Here is a 14,055-nt window from a genome sequence, read left to right on the forward strand (position 1 = left end):
AAAGCAAACCGCGGCGCCCCGAGATCTGGCATGGAAATCGGAAGATCAAAAGTATGGGCGGGACAGAAGATTTGGCCTTAGGAGCAAAGGATGACAATGCATGAACTCGCCGGAAAACCGGCGCCGCGATCGATACTGGCGAACATCCCGCGACTGGTCTCGGCCTATTACACGCATGCGCCGGATGCCTCAGACCCGGAGCAGCGGGTCGCCTTCGGAACCTCGGGGCACCGGGGATCGTCGCTCCGGAAGAGTTTCAACGAGGCGCACATCCTCGCCATCAGCCAGGCCATCTGCGAGTACCGGAAGGCGCAGGGGATTGGCGGACCGCTCTTTCTCGGGATGGATACCCATGCCCTTTCCGAACCGGCCCTGGCGAGCGCCATCGAGGTTTTTGCGGGGAACGGTCTCGACGTGTTCATCCAGGAAGGGCTGGGCTACACGCCGACCCCGGTGATCTCCCATGCGATACTCGTCCACAACCGCGAGATTCGGGGAAGCCGCGGACTCGCCGACGGCGTGGTCGTCACCCCTTCCCACAATCCACCCGAGGACGGAGGGTTCAAGTACAACCCGCCCCACGGCGGCCCGGCGGATACCGCAACGACCAAGGCCATCGAGGAGAGGGCCAACGAGCTGCTGGCCAGGGGTCTCGAGGGGGTCAGGAGGGTTCTCTTCGAAAGAGCCCTGAGGGCCGGCGGCATCCGCCGTCACGACTACGTGACGCCTTACGTCGACGCTCTCGGCAGCGTCGTCGACATGGAGAGCATTGCGGCGGCGGGCCTCAGGATCGGCATCGACCCGCTCGGCGGGGCGGCGGTCGCTTTCTGGCACCCGATCGCCGAGCGTTACGGCCTGCATCTGGAAGTCGTCAACGAGAATGTGGATCCCACGTTTTCCTTCATGACCCTGGACAGGGACGGGAAGATCAGGATGGACTGCTCTTCGCCCTTTGCCATGGAGAGCCTCATCCGGTTGAAGGACCGTTTCGACATCGCCTGCGGCAACGATACGGATGTCGACCGCCACGGCATCGTGACGAAGGGGGCGGGGCTCATGAACCCGAACCACTATCTCTCAACGGCCATCTGGTACCTCTTCCAGAACCGGGTCGGCTGGAGTCCGAACGCCGCCATCGGCAAGACCCTGGTTTCGACGTCGATGATCGACAGGGTCGGCGCGGCGCTCGGCAGGAAGGTCTGCGAGGTGCCGGTCGGGTTCAAGTGGTTCGTCGACGGGCTCCTGGACGGATCTTTCGGCTTCGGCGGCGAGGAGAGCGCCGGCGCCTCGTTCCTCAGAAGGGACGGCGCGGTCTGGACGACCGACAAGGACGGCATCATCATGAACCTGCTCGCCGGTGAGATGACCGCCCGAACGGGAAGGGATCCCGGCGAACTCTACCGGGAGATCGAAGGCCGGTTCGGAAGCCCTTCGTATGCGCGAATCGACGCCCCCGCCACCCCGGAGCAGAAGGAGGTGCTGAAAAAACTTTCTCCGGACCTGGTCACGACGCGGGAACTGGCCGGTGAGCCGATCACGGCAAAACTGACCCGTGCGCCGGGGAACGGCGCCGACATCGGAGGTCTGAAGGTGATCACGCAGAACGGATGGTTCGCCGCCCGCCCTTCGGGGACGGAGGATATCTACAAGATCTACGCGGAAAGCTTCCTGGGTGAAGAGCATCTGCTCAAGATTCAGGAAGAGGCCCAGGCCATCGTCAGCGCCGCGTTCGCCGCTGCGGGGTTCTGAGGCCCCCGACTGGGGGGGAAAACACCGCTGCATTGTGCGGTGAAGAAAAGGTGATAAGCTCGCTCTAACGCAGTCCGAACAAGCCGCAATCGGCGTTGGCCCGTGCATCACAGGCAGGACCGTTCCCGATAATCGGCGAGATGGGCGCCATGAAGATACTGCTGTTTCTGATCATGTTCCCCCTGCTGATCTCCCTGCTGGCGCTGATCCTGCCGCGCGGCCTTGGCAGCAAAAAAACAGTTGGTGCGGTCGCCAATGGCTTGCTGTGCGCCGTCCCCATCTATCTCCTGATCACTTATCTGGATAGGGGGCCGGCTTTTTTCCGGCTGGAGAGCAGACTCATCGACCTGGTGATGCTCCTCGTCGAGCTCGCCATCGCCGCCTTCCTTCTCTATCTTTCCTTCAAGGCCAAAAGAGTCCTGCCGGCGCTGCTGGTTCTCATCCAGACGGCGATCATCCTCACCCTGGAGGCGACCGCCGGGCACGGGCTGCACGTCGAGCACAGCCTGTTCGTGGATAAGTTCTCCATCATCATGGCGCTGATCATCGGTATCATCGGCAGCGCCATCTGCCTCTACGCCTTCGGCTACATGCCGGAATTCCACGAGCACTACAAGGAGGTGAAGGACCGGCGCAACACCTTCGGCTTCCTCATGTACCTCTTTCTCTCCGCCATGTTCGGCATCGTCTTTTCCAACAACCTCATGTGGCTCTATTTCTTCTGGGAAATAACCACCGTCTGCTCCTTCCTGCTGATCGGCTACAAGAACGACGAGGCGTCCCGAGAGAGCGCCTTCCGGGCGCTGAACATGAACCTGATCGGGGGGGTTGTCTTCGCCGCCGGCCTGCTCCATCTCGCTTCCTCTTCCGGAATCATGGAGCTGGACAAGCTGCTGCGGCTCGACCAGGGAGTGGTCCTGCTCCCGGCCGCCTGCCTGGCCTTCGCCGGTCTGGCGAAGTCGGCGCAGTTCCCCTTCTCTTCCTGGCTGACCGGCGCCATGGTGGCTCCCACGCCGGTTTCCGCGCTGCTCCATTCGAGCACGATGGTCAAGGCCGGGGTCTATCTCATCCTGCGGGTGTCGCCGATCATGGAGAACACCGCGGCGGCCAAGATGCTCACCCTCATCGGCGGAACGAGCTTCCTCATCGCCGCCCTGATCGCCATCTCCCAAAGCAACGCCAAAAAAGTGCTCGCCTATTCAACCATCTCCAACCTCGGCCTGATCGTCGCCTGCGCGGGGGTGAACACGGACGCGGCGGTGTGGTCGGCTCTGCTGCTGATCATCTTCCATGCGGTGGCCAAGTCGCTCCTCTTCCTCTGCGTGGGGATCATCGAATACAAGCTGGGAAGCCGGGATATCGAGGACATGGACTATCTCATCATGCGCCTGCCGAAGCTCACCGCGGTCATGATGATCGGAATGGCCGGGATGTTCCTCGCGCCTTTCGGCATGATCATCAGCAAGTTCATCACCCTCAAGGCCTTCGTCGAGAGCAATCCGGCCATGGTCGTCATCCTGGCCTACGGCAGCGCCGCCACGGTCTTATTCTGGACGAAATGGATGGGGAAGATCATGACCATCCGGCACGGGGTGGCCGAGGTGGTGGAGCACCGGGTGAGCCGCTGGGAATGGACCACCCTGGGGATCCTGGCCGTGGCCACGGTGGCGGTATGCCTCACCTTCCCTTTTATCTCCTTCCATGTCATCGACCCCTGGCTTCGGGAGCTATTCGGGACCGTCCCAGTGGTCGATACCTTCAACGTGCTGGTGGTCTTCGCCATCATGCTCGGCCTGCTGATCATTCTGCCCCTCGGCCTCCTCTACTACGCCTTTGTGGACAAGACCTACAAGCGGGTCGGCATCTACCTGGGAGGGGGGAATATCGACAATAACACCTTCGAGGGGGCGATGGCATCGACGCAGACTATCCAGATGAAGAACTACTATCTGGAGAGATATTTCGGCGAAGAGAGGCTGTTCAATGTCGGGCTGTTCGTTTCCCTGACGTTGACCTTCATCATGTTCGGGGCGGCGGCGATATGAACGGAATCAACGAGCTGATGAGTTCCCTGAACATCTTCGAGCGGATGCTGGCCTTCGTCCTGATCGCCCCGCTGGCGGGAGGAGTCCTGGCCGGGATCGACCGCAAGTTGAGCGCGCGCCTTCAGGGGAGGTACGGTCCGCCGGTGCTGCAGCCGTTCTTCGACGTCTTCAAGCTGTTTCGCAAGGAGCGGATCATCGTCAACAAGTTCCAGGACTTCACCATCGTCCTCTTTCTGCTCTTCACCGTCTTCTCGGGGGCCCTCTTCTTTTCCGGCGCCGACCTCCTGCTGACCGTCTTCAGCCTGGCCCTGGCCGGAACCTTCTTCATCCTGGGCGGCTTCTGCGTCGGCTCCCCCTTCAGCCACCTGGGGGCGCAACGGGAGATCCTCCAGATGGTCGCCTACGAGCCGATGGTCATTCTCATGGCGGTCGGCATGTACCAGGCGACCGGAAGCTTCAAGGTGGCGGAGATCACAAACTTTCAGGCGCCGCTGGTGCTCTGGCTCCCAGGGGTCTTTGCGGGCTTCCTGTACATTCTGACCATCAAGTTCCGCAAATCCCCCTTCGACCTTTCCATGTCTCATCACGCCCACCAGGAGATCGTCCGCGGGATCACCACCGAATTTTCCGGGCCGGCGCTGGTCCTCATCGAAATCAGCCACTGGTATGAAACCGTGCTGCTGCTCGGCATCGTCTACCTTTTCTTCGCCTTCAACCCCTGGCTCGCCTTCGCCGTGGCGGCGGCGGCCTTTTTGTTCGAGATCCTGATCGACATGTGCTACGCGCGCTTCAAGTGGCAGCTGACTTTCTTCAGTTCGTGGCTGTTCACGGCCGTGGCCGGGGTATCCAACATCCTCGTGCTCAGCCTGATGCGGTAAAGACGGGAGCAACGGATATGGGATGGTTCAAGCGTTCACCGTGGGTGCTTCACTACAACGCGACCAGCTGCAACGGCTGCGACATCGAGCTGATCGCCAGCCTGACCCCGCTCTACGACCTGGAGCGGTTCGGCATCATCAACACCGGCAACCCGAAGCATGCCGACATCCTGGCCGTCACCGGATCGGTTAACGGGAACAGCGGCAAAGTGGTGCGCAACCTCTACGACCAGATGCCGAACCCGAAGGCCGTGATAGCCGTCGGGATCTGCGCCACCTCCGGGTGTGTGTTCCAGGACTGCTACAACGTGCAGGGGGGGGTCGACAAAGTCCTGCCGGTGGATGTCTACGTCCCGGGGTGCGCCGCCCGGCCGGAATCGATCATCGACGGCGTGCTCCAGGCCTGCGAGATATTGGAGGAGAAATATGCGCAGCGGAAGCGGGTGGCGAAATCATGAGTGGCTTTACAGAGGATGGACGGGGAATGGGATAAATGCGGAAAACCGTATCACGCGGATAACTTCGGATAAAAATCTGATTCAGGATCGAATCGCTTGATCCGCCATTATCCGAATTTATCAGATTTTATCCGCGTGCCATTGGTGTTGTGGTTCTTCTCTGTTTGGCACCCGCTAGTCACTTCAGATAACGTCGGTGCACAACAGAAACAAGGAATTGAGGATGACTGAACTCCAGGAAATCATCCCGATAGACAAATCCGACCTCGTCGGTCTCGTGGCCGAGATGTTCGCCGAGGGGTATCGGCTGGTGCAGATCGGCTGCTCGACCTTGGCGGACGGCTACGAGCTCACCTGGTCCTTCGACCGGGACTATCGCTTCCGCAGCCTGCGGATCACCGCGGCGCCGGAGGAGGAGGTGCCGAGCATCAGCGTTATCTACCCGAATGCCTTCCTGTACGAAAACGAAATCCATGACCTGTTCGGCGTGGTCATCACCCACATCGCCGTCGATTACCGGGGCTCCCTCTACCGGACGGCGATCGGCAAGCCCTTCAGTGTCGACAATGTCAAGCTGCCGGAGCCTCCGAAGCGGAAGGCTCCGGTATCCGGGGAAAAGCCGGAAACAGGATTGATTGGCGGTTCACACAAACAACAAGGAGAGAACGAATGAAAAAGCAAATCCCGTATTCGTGCAAAGTCGCAGTCTTTTTCTCGGCACTGTTCCTGCTGGCCGGGGGGCCGGCGATGGCTCGTGACATTGATGTTACGGCGGCCGAAGGGGTCGGTCTGAAGCAAACCGTTCTTGGCCTGGGCGTGGCGGCTATCCCGGATTACGAAGGTTCCGACGAATATGAGGCTGCCCCTCTCCTCCAAGTCCGGTTCAACTGGACCAACAACATGTACTTCAGTCTTCTCGGCAATACCGCCAGGGCCAACCTGATCCCGAGCGACTCATGGCATTTCGGTCCTCTTCTGCGCTACCGGGCCGAGAGAGACGACGTCGAAAACGATCGGGTGGACCGCTTGGAAGATGTCGACGCGGCCGTCGAAGCGGGGGCGTTCCTTTCCTACAACCTTCCGAACTGGGTTTTTTCGATTTCCGCCGCCCAGGACGTCGCCGACGCTCACGACGGCTATGTTGTCGATCTGGGAGCCGGATACCGCCACAAGCTTCAGGATCGGACCATGTTGACCCTTTTCGTCCAGACCACCTACGCCAGTGAAGACTACATGGATACGTATTTTGGAATCGATACGGCTGATGCGGCCCGAAGCGGCCTCAATACCTTCGAGGCGGACTCGGAGTGGAAGGATGTCGGCGTGGGCGTCCTGGTGCAGCATAATTTTTCCCCCAACTGGGGTCTGCTGGGAGCGGCCAAGTACACCAAGCTCCTCGGCGATGCTTCAGACAGCCCGATCGTCGATGAGGAGGGAGAAGAAAATCAGGGACTGATCGGCTTTATCCTGAATTACCGGTTCTGAGCCGACTCCGCTCCGCCGGAGTCAGAGGAGTACACCGCAAGGGCGGGTGGCGGGAGACACAAATCCACTGAGGGATAGACCATGACTGAACCCCAGGAAATCATTCCCATCGACAAATCCGACGGGAGAAAAGGCGGAAACCGCCCATCAGAAAGGAGAAGAGGCATGAAAAACAAAGGATTGCATTTCCACAAAGTTGTCGGGATTGCTTTCATTTCGGCCATGTTCCTGCTAGCCGCAGGACCGGCAATGGCTGGGGACATCGATGTAACGGCAGCGGAATCGATCAGTACCGAACAGACCGTCCTCGGTCTGGGCCTGGCTGTTGTCCCGGATTACGAGGGATCCGACGATTACACGGCGGCCCCTCTCCTCCAGGCACGCGTCAACTGGAGCAACAACATGTATTTCTCGCTTCTCGGCAATACCGCGAGGTTCAACTTGATCCCGAGCCAATCCTGGACTTTCGGTCCCCTTCTGCGCTACCGCGCCGAGAGAGACGACGTCGAAAACGATCGCGTGGACCGCTTGGAAGATGTCGACGCGGCCGTCGAACTGGGTGCGTTCTTTTCTTACAACCTGCCGAGCTGGATCTTCACGATTACAGCCGCCCAGGATGTCGCCGACGCCCACGACGGTTATGTTGTCGACTTGGGGGCCGGATACCGCCTCCCCTTGCAGAAACAAACGATGCTGACCTTTTTTGCCCTGACAACTTACGCCAGCGAAGACTACATGGACACCTATTTTGGAGTCGATCCGGCCGATTCCGCACGCAGCGGCCTCAATACCTTCGATGCCGATTCGGAGTGGAAGGATGTCGGTGCAGGTATTCTGGTGAATCATCGCTTTAAATCCAACTGGGGCATGATAGGGGCGGTCAAATACACCAAGCTGCTCGGCGATGCCTCGGATAGCCCCATTGTCGACGACGAAGGGGAAGATAACCAGTGGCTGTATGGCGTGATCGTGAACTACCGGTTCTAGGGACCCTTTACCGGACAGCGATAGGCACGCCCTTCAGTATCGGCAATGTGAAGCTGCCGGCACTGCCGAAGCCGAAGGCGCCGGCAGCCGGGGACAGCCGGCGGGGCCGGCTGGATCCCCGGAAAGAACGACGAGCCGGACCGCGTAGGAGTAACGCTTATGTCGCATAGGAGCATCATTCCGCCAGCAATCGATCGAGACCGCCTCGGGGCTGCCCTCGGAACGTCCGCTATCGCCTGCCTTTTCTTCCTGCTGTGGACGGCCAGCCTCCTCCCCGGCAGGGCCGCTGCCGCTGAATACGTCAGCACGCCGATGAGACTGCAGGCGAAGGACCTCCTCCCACCCCCCGTACTCCAGGGGGAGAGCTACCGCATCGACGACAGCGTCTACAACGACGGGATGTTCAACCTGTTCAGCCTTACCACCGACTACGGCCCGATGAATGCCGAGAGTGAAACGCTGCTGAACATCCTCCTGGCCGAGTTGACCGCCCTGAATGCGATGCAGCAGATGGAACGGAAGAAGGTCTTCGGAGAGGCCTTGGTCGAAGGAGTCAAGGCGCCCTTCAAGGGGGCGGCGGCGCTGGTCACCTCGCCAGTCGAGACCAGCAAGAAGATCGCCAAGGGGACCGGACAGTTCTTCAGCAACATGGGGCGGGCGATGTTCGATGACGATCCCGACCAGGACAACGCCCTCAAGGTCGCGGTCGGCTACGACGTGGCCAAGCGCAAGTTCGCCTACGAGTTCGACATCAACCCCTACACCACCAACGAGGTGGTGGCTGAACGCCTCGGCGCGATCGCCCGGGCGGCGGTGGCCGGCGGGGTGACCACGAAGGTTGCGATGGCCGCCGTCGACAGCGATGTGGTCACGGCCATGCGCGTCAGCGGCGCGGCGCAGGGGATGAAACAACTGGTTCGGGACAACCCGCCGGGGAAACTCGCGGAAATCAACGGTGAGAAGTTGGCGAAGATTGGCGTTGCCGCCCCCATGGCTACGGCTTTCCTCGACAACTACAACTTCGATCCCTATGAAGAGACCTTGCTGGTCGGAGAACTGGATGCCATGCAGGGGGTCAGGGGACGCGAGGCCCTCATCGCCCGGGCCGGCCAGGTCACCTCCCGCCGGGAAGCGGTCCTGCTCCGGCATCTGGCCCAGATGATGGGCGGCTACCACGCCAACGTCGCCCCGGTTGCCGCCATGGCGAACCTCGGCGGCATCCTCACCTTGCAGAAAACGGACGGGGGGCTGGCCATCGTCTTTCCGGCCGACCTGGTCTTCTGGACGCCGGCCCTGGAGGCGAAGATCGCCTCCTTCGAAAAGGAGGCGGGCGCGGGAGCCGCGCCGGAACTGCTCGTTTCCGGGCGCCTGGACGCTTCGGCGCGCGAGCGGCTGGCCGCCAAGGGGTGGAAGATCACCGAGAACGCCAACCCGGTCCTGTTCAAGGAGCCGCAGTCGGCCGCAAAAAAAGAGGGATAACAGCATGGCCCGCAAAATCCTCATCCCCTTCGGACCGCAGCATCCGGTTCTCCCCGAGCCGATTCACTTCGACCTGGTGACGGAGGACGAGAAGGTCATCGACGCCGTCCCCTCGATCAGCTACGTCCACCGAGGGCTGGAGCGGCTGATCGAGCATCGCGATTTCATCGACTTCGCGCATGTGGCCGACCGGATCTGCGGCCTGTGCAGCTTCATGCACTCCCTGGGGTACTGCCAGGCCGTGGAGGAGATCATGGGAGTCGAGGTGCCGGAGCGCGCCCTCTACCTGCGCTCCGTCTGGGCGGAGCTGTCCCGGATCCACAGCCATGTCTTCTGGCTGGGGGTCGCCGCCGACGCCTTCGGCTTCGAGAGCCTGTTCATGCAGGCGCTGAGGTTGAGGGAGCCGGTGCTCAACATCTTCGAAGAGACCACGGGGGCCAGGGTCATCCTGGGGGTGTGCAAGGTGGGCGGCGTGCGCCGGGACATCGACGCCGCCAACCTGAAAGGAATCGTCGGCCGGCTGGCCTCCCTGAAGAAGGACCTGGAAGAACTCAGCCGCGTCTTCATCGACGACTACTCCGTGCGGCACAGGTTGTCGGGGGTCGGCGTCATTTCCCGGGAAGACGCCTACGTGCTCGGCTGCGTCGGGCCCATGGCCCGGGCGAGCGGCCTGGCCATGGATATGCGGGCCATCGGCTATGCGGCGTACAAATATCTGGAGATGGAACCGGTGGTGGAATCCGCCGGGGACTGTTATGCCCGGTGCCTGGTGCGTATCCGCGAAATTTTCCAATCGATCGACCTGATCCGGCAGGGGGCGGAAAAAATCCCCGAAGGGCCCATCGAGGTCAAGGTGACGGGGGCTCCGGACGGTGAATACTACTCCCGGGTCGAGCAGCCCCGGGGGGAGGTGATCCACTACGTCAAGGGAAACGGCTCCAGGATGCTCCAGCGGTTCCGGGTGCGCGTCCCCACCTTCAGCAACATTCCGGCGATGATCAAGGTGCTGAAGGGCTCGGAGGTCGCCGACGTGCCGAACATCATCTTGACCCTGGACCCATGCATCAGCTGCACAGAACGATGAAAAACTACTGCGGGGCCGATCTGCGGCGTTGCCGCTTACTCGGAAGCTCGACGTAGCGCTGCTACGCCTCGCTCCCTCGCTCGCTTGCGCCTTGCATCTCGGCCTCCTCGCTACGTTTTTCAATCAACTTAGTAGGGACGGGAAAATGAAAATTTTTACGATGACAAAAACGGTGGCCAAAAACCTGGCCCAGGGGCCGGCCACCCTCATGTATCCCCAGCGGGAGCGGGCGTATACCCCGATCACCCGGGGGCGAATCGAAAACGACATCGACCGGTGCATCTTCTGCGGCCTGTGCGCCAGGCGGTGCCCGACCTATGCCATCGTGGTCGGCAAGGAAGACAAGGAATGGCAGATCGACCGTCTGCGCTGCTGCACCTGCAACCTGTGCGTCGAGGTCTGTCCTGTCAAGTGCCTCTCGATGGAGAATCACTATGCGCCGTCCGTAATCGCCAGGCAGATGGCGATACAGCGGAGAAAACTCACGGTCTCCTCTCCGGAAGAGGGGTCACCTTAATGCGGAGAAGCGGCGACGGACATTCGCACAAGCCGTCTGATTTCCGGCTCGGTCTGAGAGCTGATGTCCCAGTTCGCACCAGCAAGGAAGGTAATCCTCCATGAAAGAATCGTCGAAAATTGACGCTGAAAACCAGCGTCTGCAGGAAGCGCGTGACGGGAAAGCCCTCTGGAAGAAGTGGGGGCCCTATCTCAGCGAACGGCAGTGGGGGACGGTTCGGGAGGATTATAGCGAAACGGGTGACGCCTGGGATTCCTTCACCCACGAGCAGGCCCGCTCGCGCGCCTACCGCTGGGGCGAGGACGGCATCGCCGGTATTTCCGACGACAAACAGCGCCTCTGCTTTGCTCTCGCTCTCTGGAATGGGAAGGACCCAATTCTCAAGGAACGGCTCTTCGGCTTGACCAACAGCGAAGCAAACCACGGCGAGGATGTGAAAGAGTACTACTTCTACCTCGACAGCACGCCGACCCACTCCTATATGAAGTACCTCTACAAGTACCCCCAGGCCGCCTTTCCCTACAGTGATCTGGTCGAAACCAACCGGCAGCGCAGCCGGGAGGAGCCTGAATACGAACTGCTCGACACCGGCGTCTTCGATGACGACCGCTACTTCGACGTTTTCGTGGAGTATGCCAAGGGGGATGCGGAAGACATCCTCGTGCGGATCACGGCGGCCAACCGGGGCCCGGACGCGGCCGAACTGCATCTGTTGCCGACGCTCTGGTTTCGGAACGACTGGTCGGAGTGGATTGCCGAATCTAACAGAGCCGCCGAGAAACCAGTCCTCAAGCAGATCGAGGCATCGTCAGGCGTGAGAGCGGTCGCGGCGGCTCATCCGCTGCTCGGTGAATTCATCCTCTCCTGCGAAGGCCGCGTGCCGATGCTCTTCACCGAGAACGAAACCAACCACGAACGGATTTTCAACGGACATAAAAACGAGAGCCCCTATGCCAAGGACGGCATCAACGACTGTGTGGTGCAAGGCCGGCTGGAGGCGGTGAATCCCGGCAGGCAGGGGACCAAGGTCGCGGCCCACTACAGGGCCTCTGTCGGCGCCGGCCAGACCACAGTGATTCGCCTGCGGCTCTCCCGCAGTTCACCGGACCGGAAGGGCCACCCCTTTGACGATTTCGACAAAGTCTTTGCCGACCGGCTTCGCGAAGCCGATGATTTTTACCGGTCGGTCACGCCGCCGTCGGTGAGTGAGGACGCGGCCAACGTGATGCGCCAGGCGCTTGCCGGCATGCTCTGGAGCAAGCAGTTCTTCTTCTTCGACGGTGACAACTGGCTGGACGAGCACAACTCCAACCCCCTCCACTCCGGCTATCAGAACGCCCGGAATTCGGAGTGGTTCCACATGCTGAACGAGGATGTCATCTCCATGCCCGACAAGTGGGAGTACCCCTGGTACGCGGCCTGGGACCTGGCCTTCCACACGCTGCCGCTCGCCATTGTCGATCCCGACTTCGCCAAGGAGCAGATGCAGCTGATGCTCAAAAGCGTCTACCTGCACCCCAGCGGCCAGATGCCCGCCTACGAGTGGAACTTCAGCGACGTGAACCCCCCGGTCCACGCCTTCGCGACCCTCTTCCTGCACCGGACAGAACAGGCACTGCGCGGCGAAACGGACCTCGATTTCCTCAGGGGGACCTTCAACAAGCTGCTCTTGAACTTCACCTGGTGGGTGAACCGCAAGGACCGCTTTGGCAAGAACGTCTTCGAGGGGGGCTTCCTCGGTCTCGACAACATCGGCGTCTTCGACCGCAGTGCCCCGCTCCCTACCGGCGGCCACCTGGAGCAGGCGGACGGCACGGCCTGGATGGCCCTCTTCAGCCAGAACATGCTGGAACTCGCCGTGGAACTCGCCGCCCATGACCCCAGCTACGAAGACATGGTCGAAAAGTTCGCCGAGCACTTCTATTATATCGCCGCAGCCATGAACCGGCACGATCACATGTGGGACGAGGAGGACGGCTTCTACTACGACCTCTTGTGCCTCCCCGACGGCAGTTCCCACAGGCTCAAGGTGCGCTCCATGGTGGGGCTCCTCCCCCTGTGCGCCACGACGGTGATCGAGGCGTGGCAGCGGGAGCGCGTTCCGCACGCGCTGGCTCGGATGCAGGAACGGCTGCGCCGGATTCCCGAACTTTGGAAGACCATGCACCCTACCGGCCAGAAGCATCGCGGCGTGAACGATCGGGGGATCATCGCCCTGGTCAACCCGGAGCGGCTGCGCCGGATCCTGGCAAAGATGCTCGACGAGAATGAGTTCCTGGGCCCCTGCGGCATCCGCTCACTCTCCAGGTTCCACCAGGAGCACCCGTTCGTTTATCACTCAGGCGGCCAGGAGTACCGGGTGGACTATCTGCCGGGCGAGTCGAACACCGGCATGTTCGGCGGCAACTCCAACTGGCGGGGACCGGTCTGGATGCCGGTGAACGCGATAATTATCCGGGCGCTCCTGAATTTCTACCTGTACTACGGCGACAACTTCAAGATCGAATGCCCCACCGGCTCAGGGAAGACGATGAACCTCTTCGAGGTGGCGAAGGATATCTCGGATCGTCTGGCCGGCATCTTTCTCCGCGACGAGAAGGGCAGGCGCCCCGTCTACGGCGGGTCTGCGACCTTCCAGGCCGACCCCCACTGGCGCGACCACATCCTCTTCTACGAGTACTTCCACGGCGACAACGGCGCCGGGCTCGGCGCCAGCCACCAGACCGGCTGGACCGGGCTGGTGGCCAAGACCATCCAGCTGTTTGGTCTCCTGGACGCCGGGAAAGCCCTGGCAATGGGTAAGCAGGCCGCCTTTAAAAACGAAAGATAGTAAGTGGACCATTTGGACCACGGGCAGTTCGAGGGAAAACGGCGTCAAGGAGTGACAATGCTGGAGAGAGGGAACATCGACTGGTTGGTGCGCGGGGTTGTACTGCTGGGCGTAATCACGCTCTGCGGCTGTGACGGCTTGACGATACAGGACACGTCGAGCCTGCTGATCCCCAGGTTTCAACGGTCTGAGATCTGGGGTTTTGTGGCAGGTTTTGGAACGACCTTCGCCGCCATGCCCGACTTGATCAAGATGTTCAAGCGGCGTTCAAGCAAGGGTATAAACCCGACGATGGCGGGGATCATGGGTGTTTTTCAGCTTGTCTGGATCTATTACGGCCTGTTGATTGCCTCGCGCCCGGTGATTGTGTGGAACCTGATCGCCGTGATTATCAACTTCATGGCCGTCGGAGCGTACTTTCGATTCGCCCGTAGCGAAAGCGAGCACGCAGTGAAAGGGGATGGGTAAAAAAATGATGCGACCTGACTGCTGCAAAGCAGTTGTCGGTCAAGGAGGCATAATCACAACGAGCCGAGGTGAGTT

At 60.9% G+C, this 14,055-nt stretch carries 12 protein-coding genes; all 12 read left to right on the forward strand.

Annotation, left to right across the window (positions count from 1 at the left end; genetic code table 11):
* Positions 1-90 precede the first annotated feature (90 nt).
* Positions 91-1,749 (forward strand): phosphoglucomutase (alpha-D-glucose-1,6-bisphosphate-dependent), encoded by a 1,659-nt coding sequence (gene pgm, locus DTF_RS0119055; protein WP_027716610.1) that lies wholly within the window; start codon positions 91-93, stop codon positions 1,747-1,749.
* A 149-nt stretch (positions 1,750-1,898) separates the two neighbouring features.
* Positions 1,899-3,794, forward strand: a complete 1,896-nt coding sequence (locus DTF_RS0119060; RefSeq protein WP_027716611.1) for an NADH-quinone oxidoreductase subunit L — start codon at positions 1,899-1,901, stop codon at positions 3,792-3,794.
* Positions 3,791-4,672 (forward strand): respiratory chain complex I subunit 1 family protein, encoded by an 882-nt coding sequence (locus DTF_RS0119065; RefSeq protein WP_155890880.1) that lies wholly within the window; start codon positions 3,791-3,793, stop codon positions 4,670-4,672. Before DTF_RS0119060 ends, DTF_RS0119065 begins: the two co-directional genes overlap by 4 nt.
* Before the next feature lie 17 nt (positions 4,673-4,689).
* Complete coding sequence (locus tag DTF_RS0119070; protein ID WP_027716613.1) at positions 4,690-5,130, forward strand: NADH-quinone oxidoreductase subunit B family protein; 441 nt, start codon at positions 4,690-4,692, stop codon at positions 5,128-5,130.
* Positions 5,131-5,353: 223 nt separating this feature from the next.
* Positions 5,354-5,803, forward strand: a complete 450-nt coding sequence (locus DTF_RS24605; RefSeq protein WP_081703093.1) for an NADH-quinone oxidoreductase subunit C — start codon at positions 5,354-5,356, stop codon at positions 5,801-5,803.
* Positions 5,800-6,615: a MipA/OmpV family protein gene (locus tag DTF_RS0119080; RefSeq protein ID WP_027716614.1), complete on the forward strand. Its 816-nt coding sequence runs from the start codon at positions 5,800-5,802 to the stop codon at positions 6,613-6,615. The genes DTF_RS24605 and DTF_RS0119080 overlap by 4 nt, the downstream gene beginning before the upstream one ends.
* A gap of 165 nt (positions 6,616-6,780) precedes the next feature.
* Entirely contained in the window at positions 6,781-7,602 is an 822-nt protein-coding gene (locus DTF_RS0119085) for a MipA/OmpV family protein (protein WP_027716615.1), read from the forward strand.
* A gap of 159 nt (positions 7,603-7,761) precedes the next feature.
* Positions 7,762-9,081 carry a hypothetical protein gene (locus DTF_RS0119090; protein ID WP_027716616.1) on the forward strand — a complete coding sequence of 440 codons (1,320 nt, stop codon included), beginning with the start codon at positions 7,762-7,764 and terminating at the stop codon, positions 9,079-9,081.
* Between the two features lie 4 nt (positions 9,082-9,085).
* Positions 9,086-10,165, forward strand: coding sequence for a nickel-dependent hydrogenase large subunit (locus DTF_RS0119095; RefSeq protein WP_027716617.1), 1,080 nt, complete (start codon positions 9,086-9,088; stop codon positions 10,163-10,165).
* A gap of 145 nt (positions 10,166-10,310) precedes the next feature.
* Positions 10,311-10,682: a 4Fe-4S binding protein gene (locus DTF_RS24610; RefSeq protein WP_035058167.1), complete on the forward strand. Its 372-nt coding sequence runs from the start codon at positions 10,311-10,313 to the stop codon at positions 10,680-10,682.
* A gap of 100 nt (positions 10,683-10,782) precedes the next feature.
* Positions 10,783-13,512: a glucosidase gene (locus DTF_RS0119105; protein ID WP_027716618.1), complete on the forward strand. Its 2,730-nt coding sequence runs from the start codon at positions 10,783-10,785 to the stop codon at positions 13,510-13,512.
* A gap of 57 nt (positions 13,513-13,569) precedes the next feature.
* Positions 13,570-13,980 carry a SemiSWEET family sugar transporter gene (locus DTF_RS25830; protein WP_051361480.1) on the forward strand — a complete coding sequence of 137 codons (411 nt, stop codon included), beginning with the start codon at positions 13,570-13,572 and terminating at the stop codon, positions 13,978-13,980.
* The last annotated feature ends 75 nt before the right edge of the window (positions 13,981-14,055 follow it).

This window comes from Desulfuromonas sp. TF, assembly GCF_000472285.1.
Lineage (GTDB): Bacteria > Desulfobacterota > Desulfuromonadia > Desulfuromonadales > ATBO01 > ATBO01.

Excerpts from the sequence above, each read along its gene's own strand:
- DTF_RS0119070 (WP_027716613.1), top strand. The coding sequence starts at position 4,690 with ATGGGATGGTTCAAGCGTTCACCGTGGGTGCTTCACTACAACGCGACC.
- DTF_RS0119085 (WP_027716615.1), top strand. The coding sequence starts at position 6,781 with ATGAAAAACAAAGGATTGCATTTCCACAAAGTTGTCGGGATTGCTTTC.
- DTF_RS0119105 (WP_027716618.1), top strand. The coding sequence starts at position 10,783 with ATGAAAGAATCGTCGAAAATTGACGCTGAAAACCAGCGTCTGCAGGAA.
- DTF_RS0119090 (WP_027716616.1), top strand. The coding sequence starts at position 7,762 with ATGTCGCATAGGAGCATCATTCCGCCAGCAATCGATCGAGACCGCCTC.
- DTF_RS24610 (WP_035058167.1), top strand. The coding sequence starts at position 10,311 with ATGAAAATTTTTACGATGACAAAAACGGTGGCCAAAAACCTGGCCCAG.
- DTF_RS0119060 (WP_027716611.1), top strand. The coding sequence starts at position 1,899 with ATGAAGATACTGCTGTTTCTGATCATGTTCCCCCTGCTGATCTCCCTG.
- DTF_RS25830 (WP_051361480.1), top strand. The coding sequence starts at position 13,570 with ATGCTGGAGAGAGGGAACATCGACTGGTTGGTGCGCGGGGTTGTACTG.
- DTF_RS24605 (WP_081703093.1), top strand. The coding sequence starts at position 5,354 with ATGACTGAACTCCAGGAAATCATCCCGATAGACAAATCCGACCTCGTC.
- DTF_RS0119065 (WP_155890880.1), top strand. The coding sequence starts at position 3,791 with ATGAACGGAATCAACGAGCTGATGAGTTCCCTGAACATCTTCGAGCGG.
- DTF_RS0119095 (WP_027716617.1), top strand. The coding sequence starts at position 9,086 with ATGGCCCGCAAAATCCTCATCCCCTTCGGACCGCAGCATCCGGTTCTC.
- DTF_RS0119080 (WP_027716614.1), top strand. The coding sequence starts at position 5,800 with ATGAAAAAGCAAATCCCGTATTCGTGCAAAGTCGCAGTCTTTTTCTCG.
- pgm (WP_027716610.1), top strand. The coding sequence starts at position 91 with ATGACAATGCATGAACTCGCCGGAAAACCGGCGCCGCGATCGATACTG.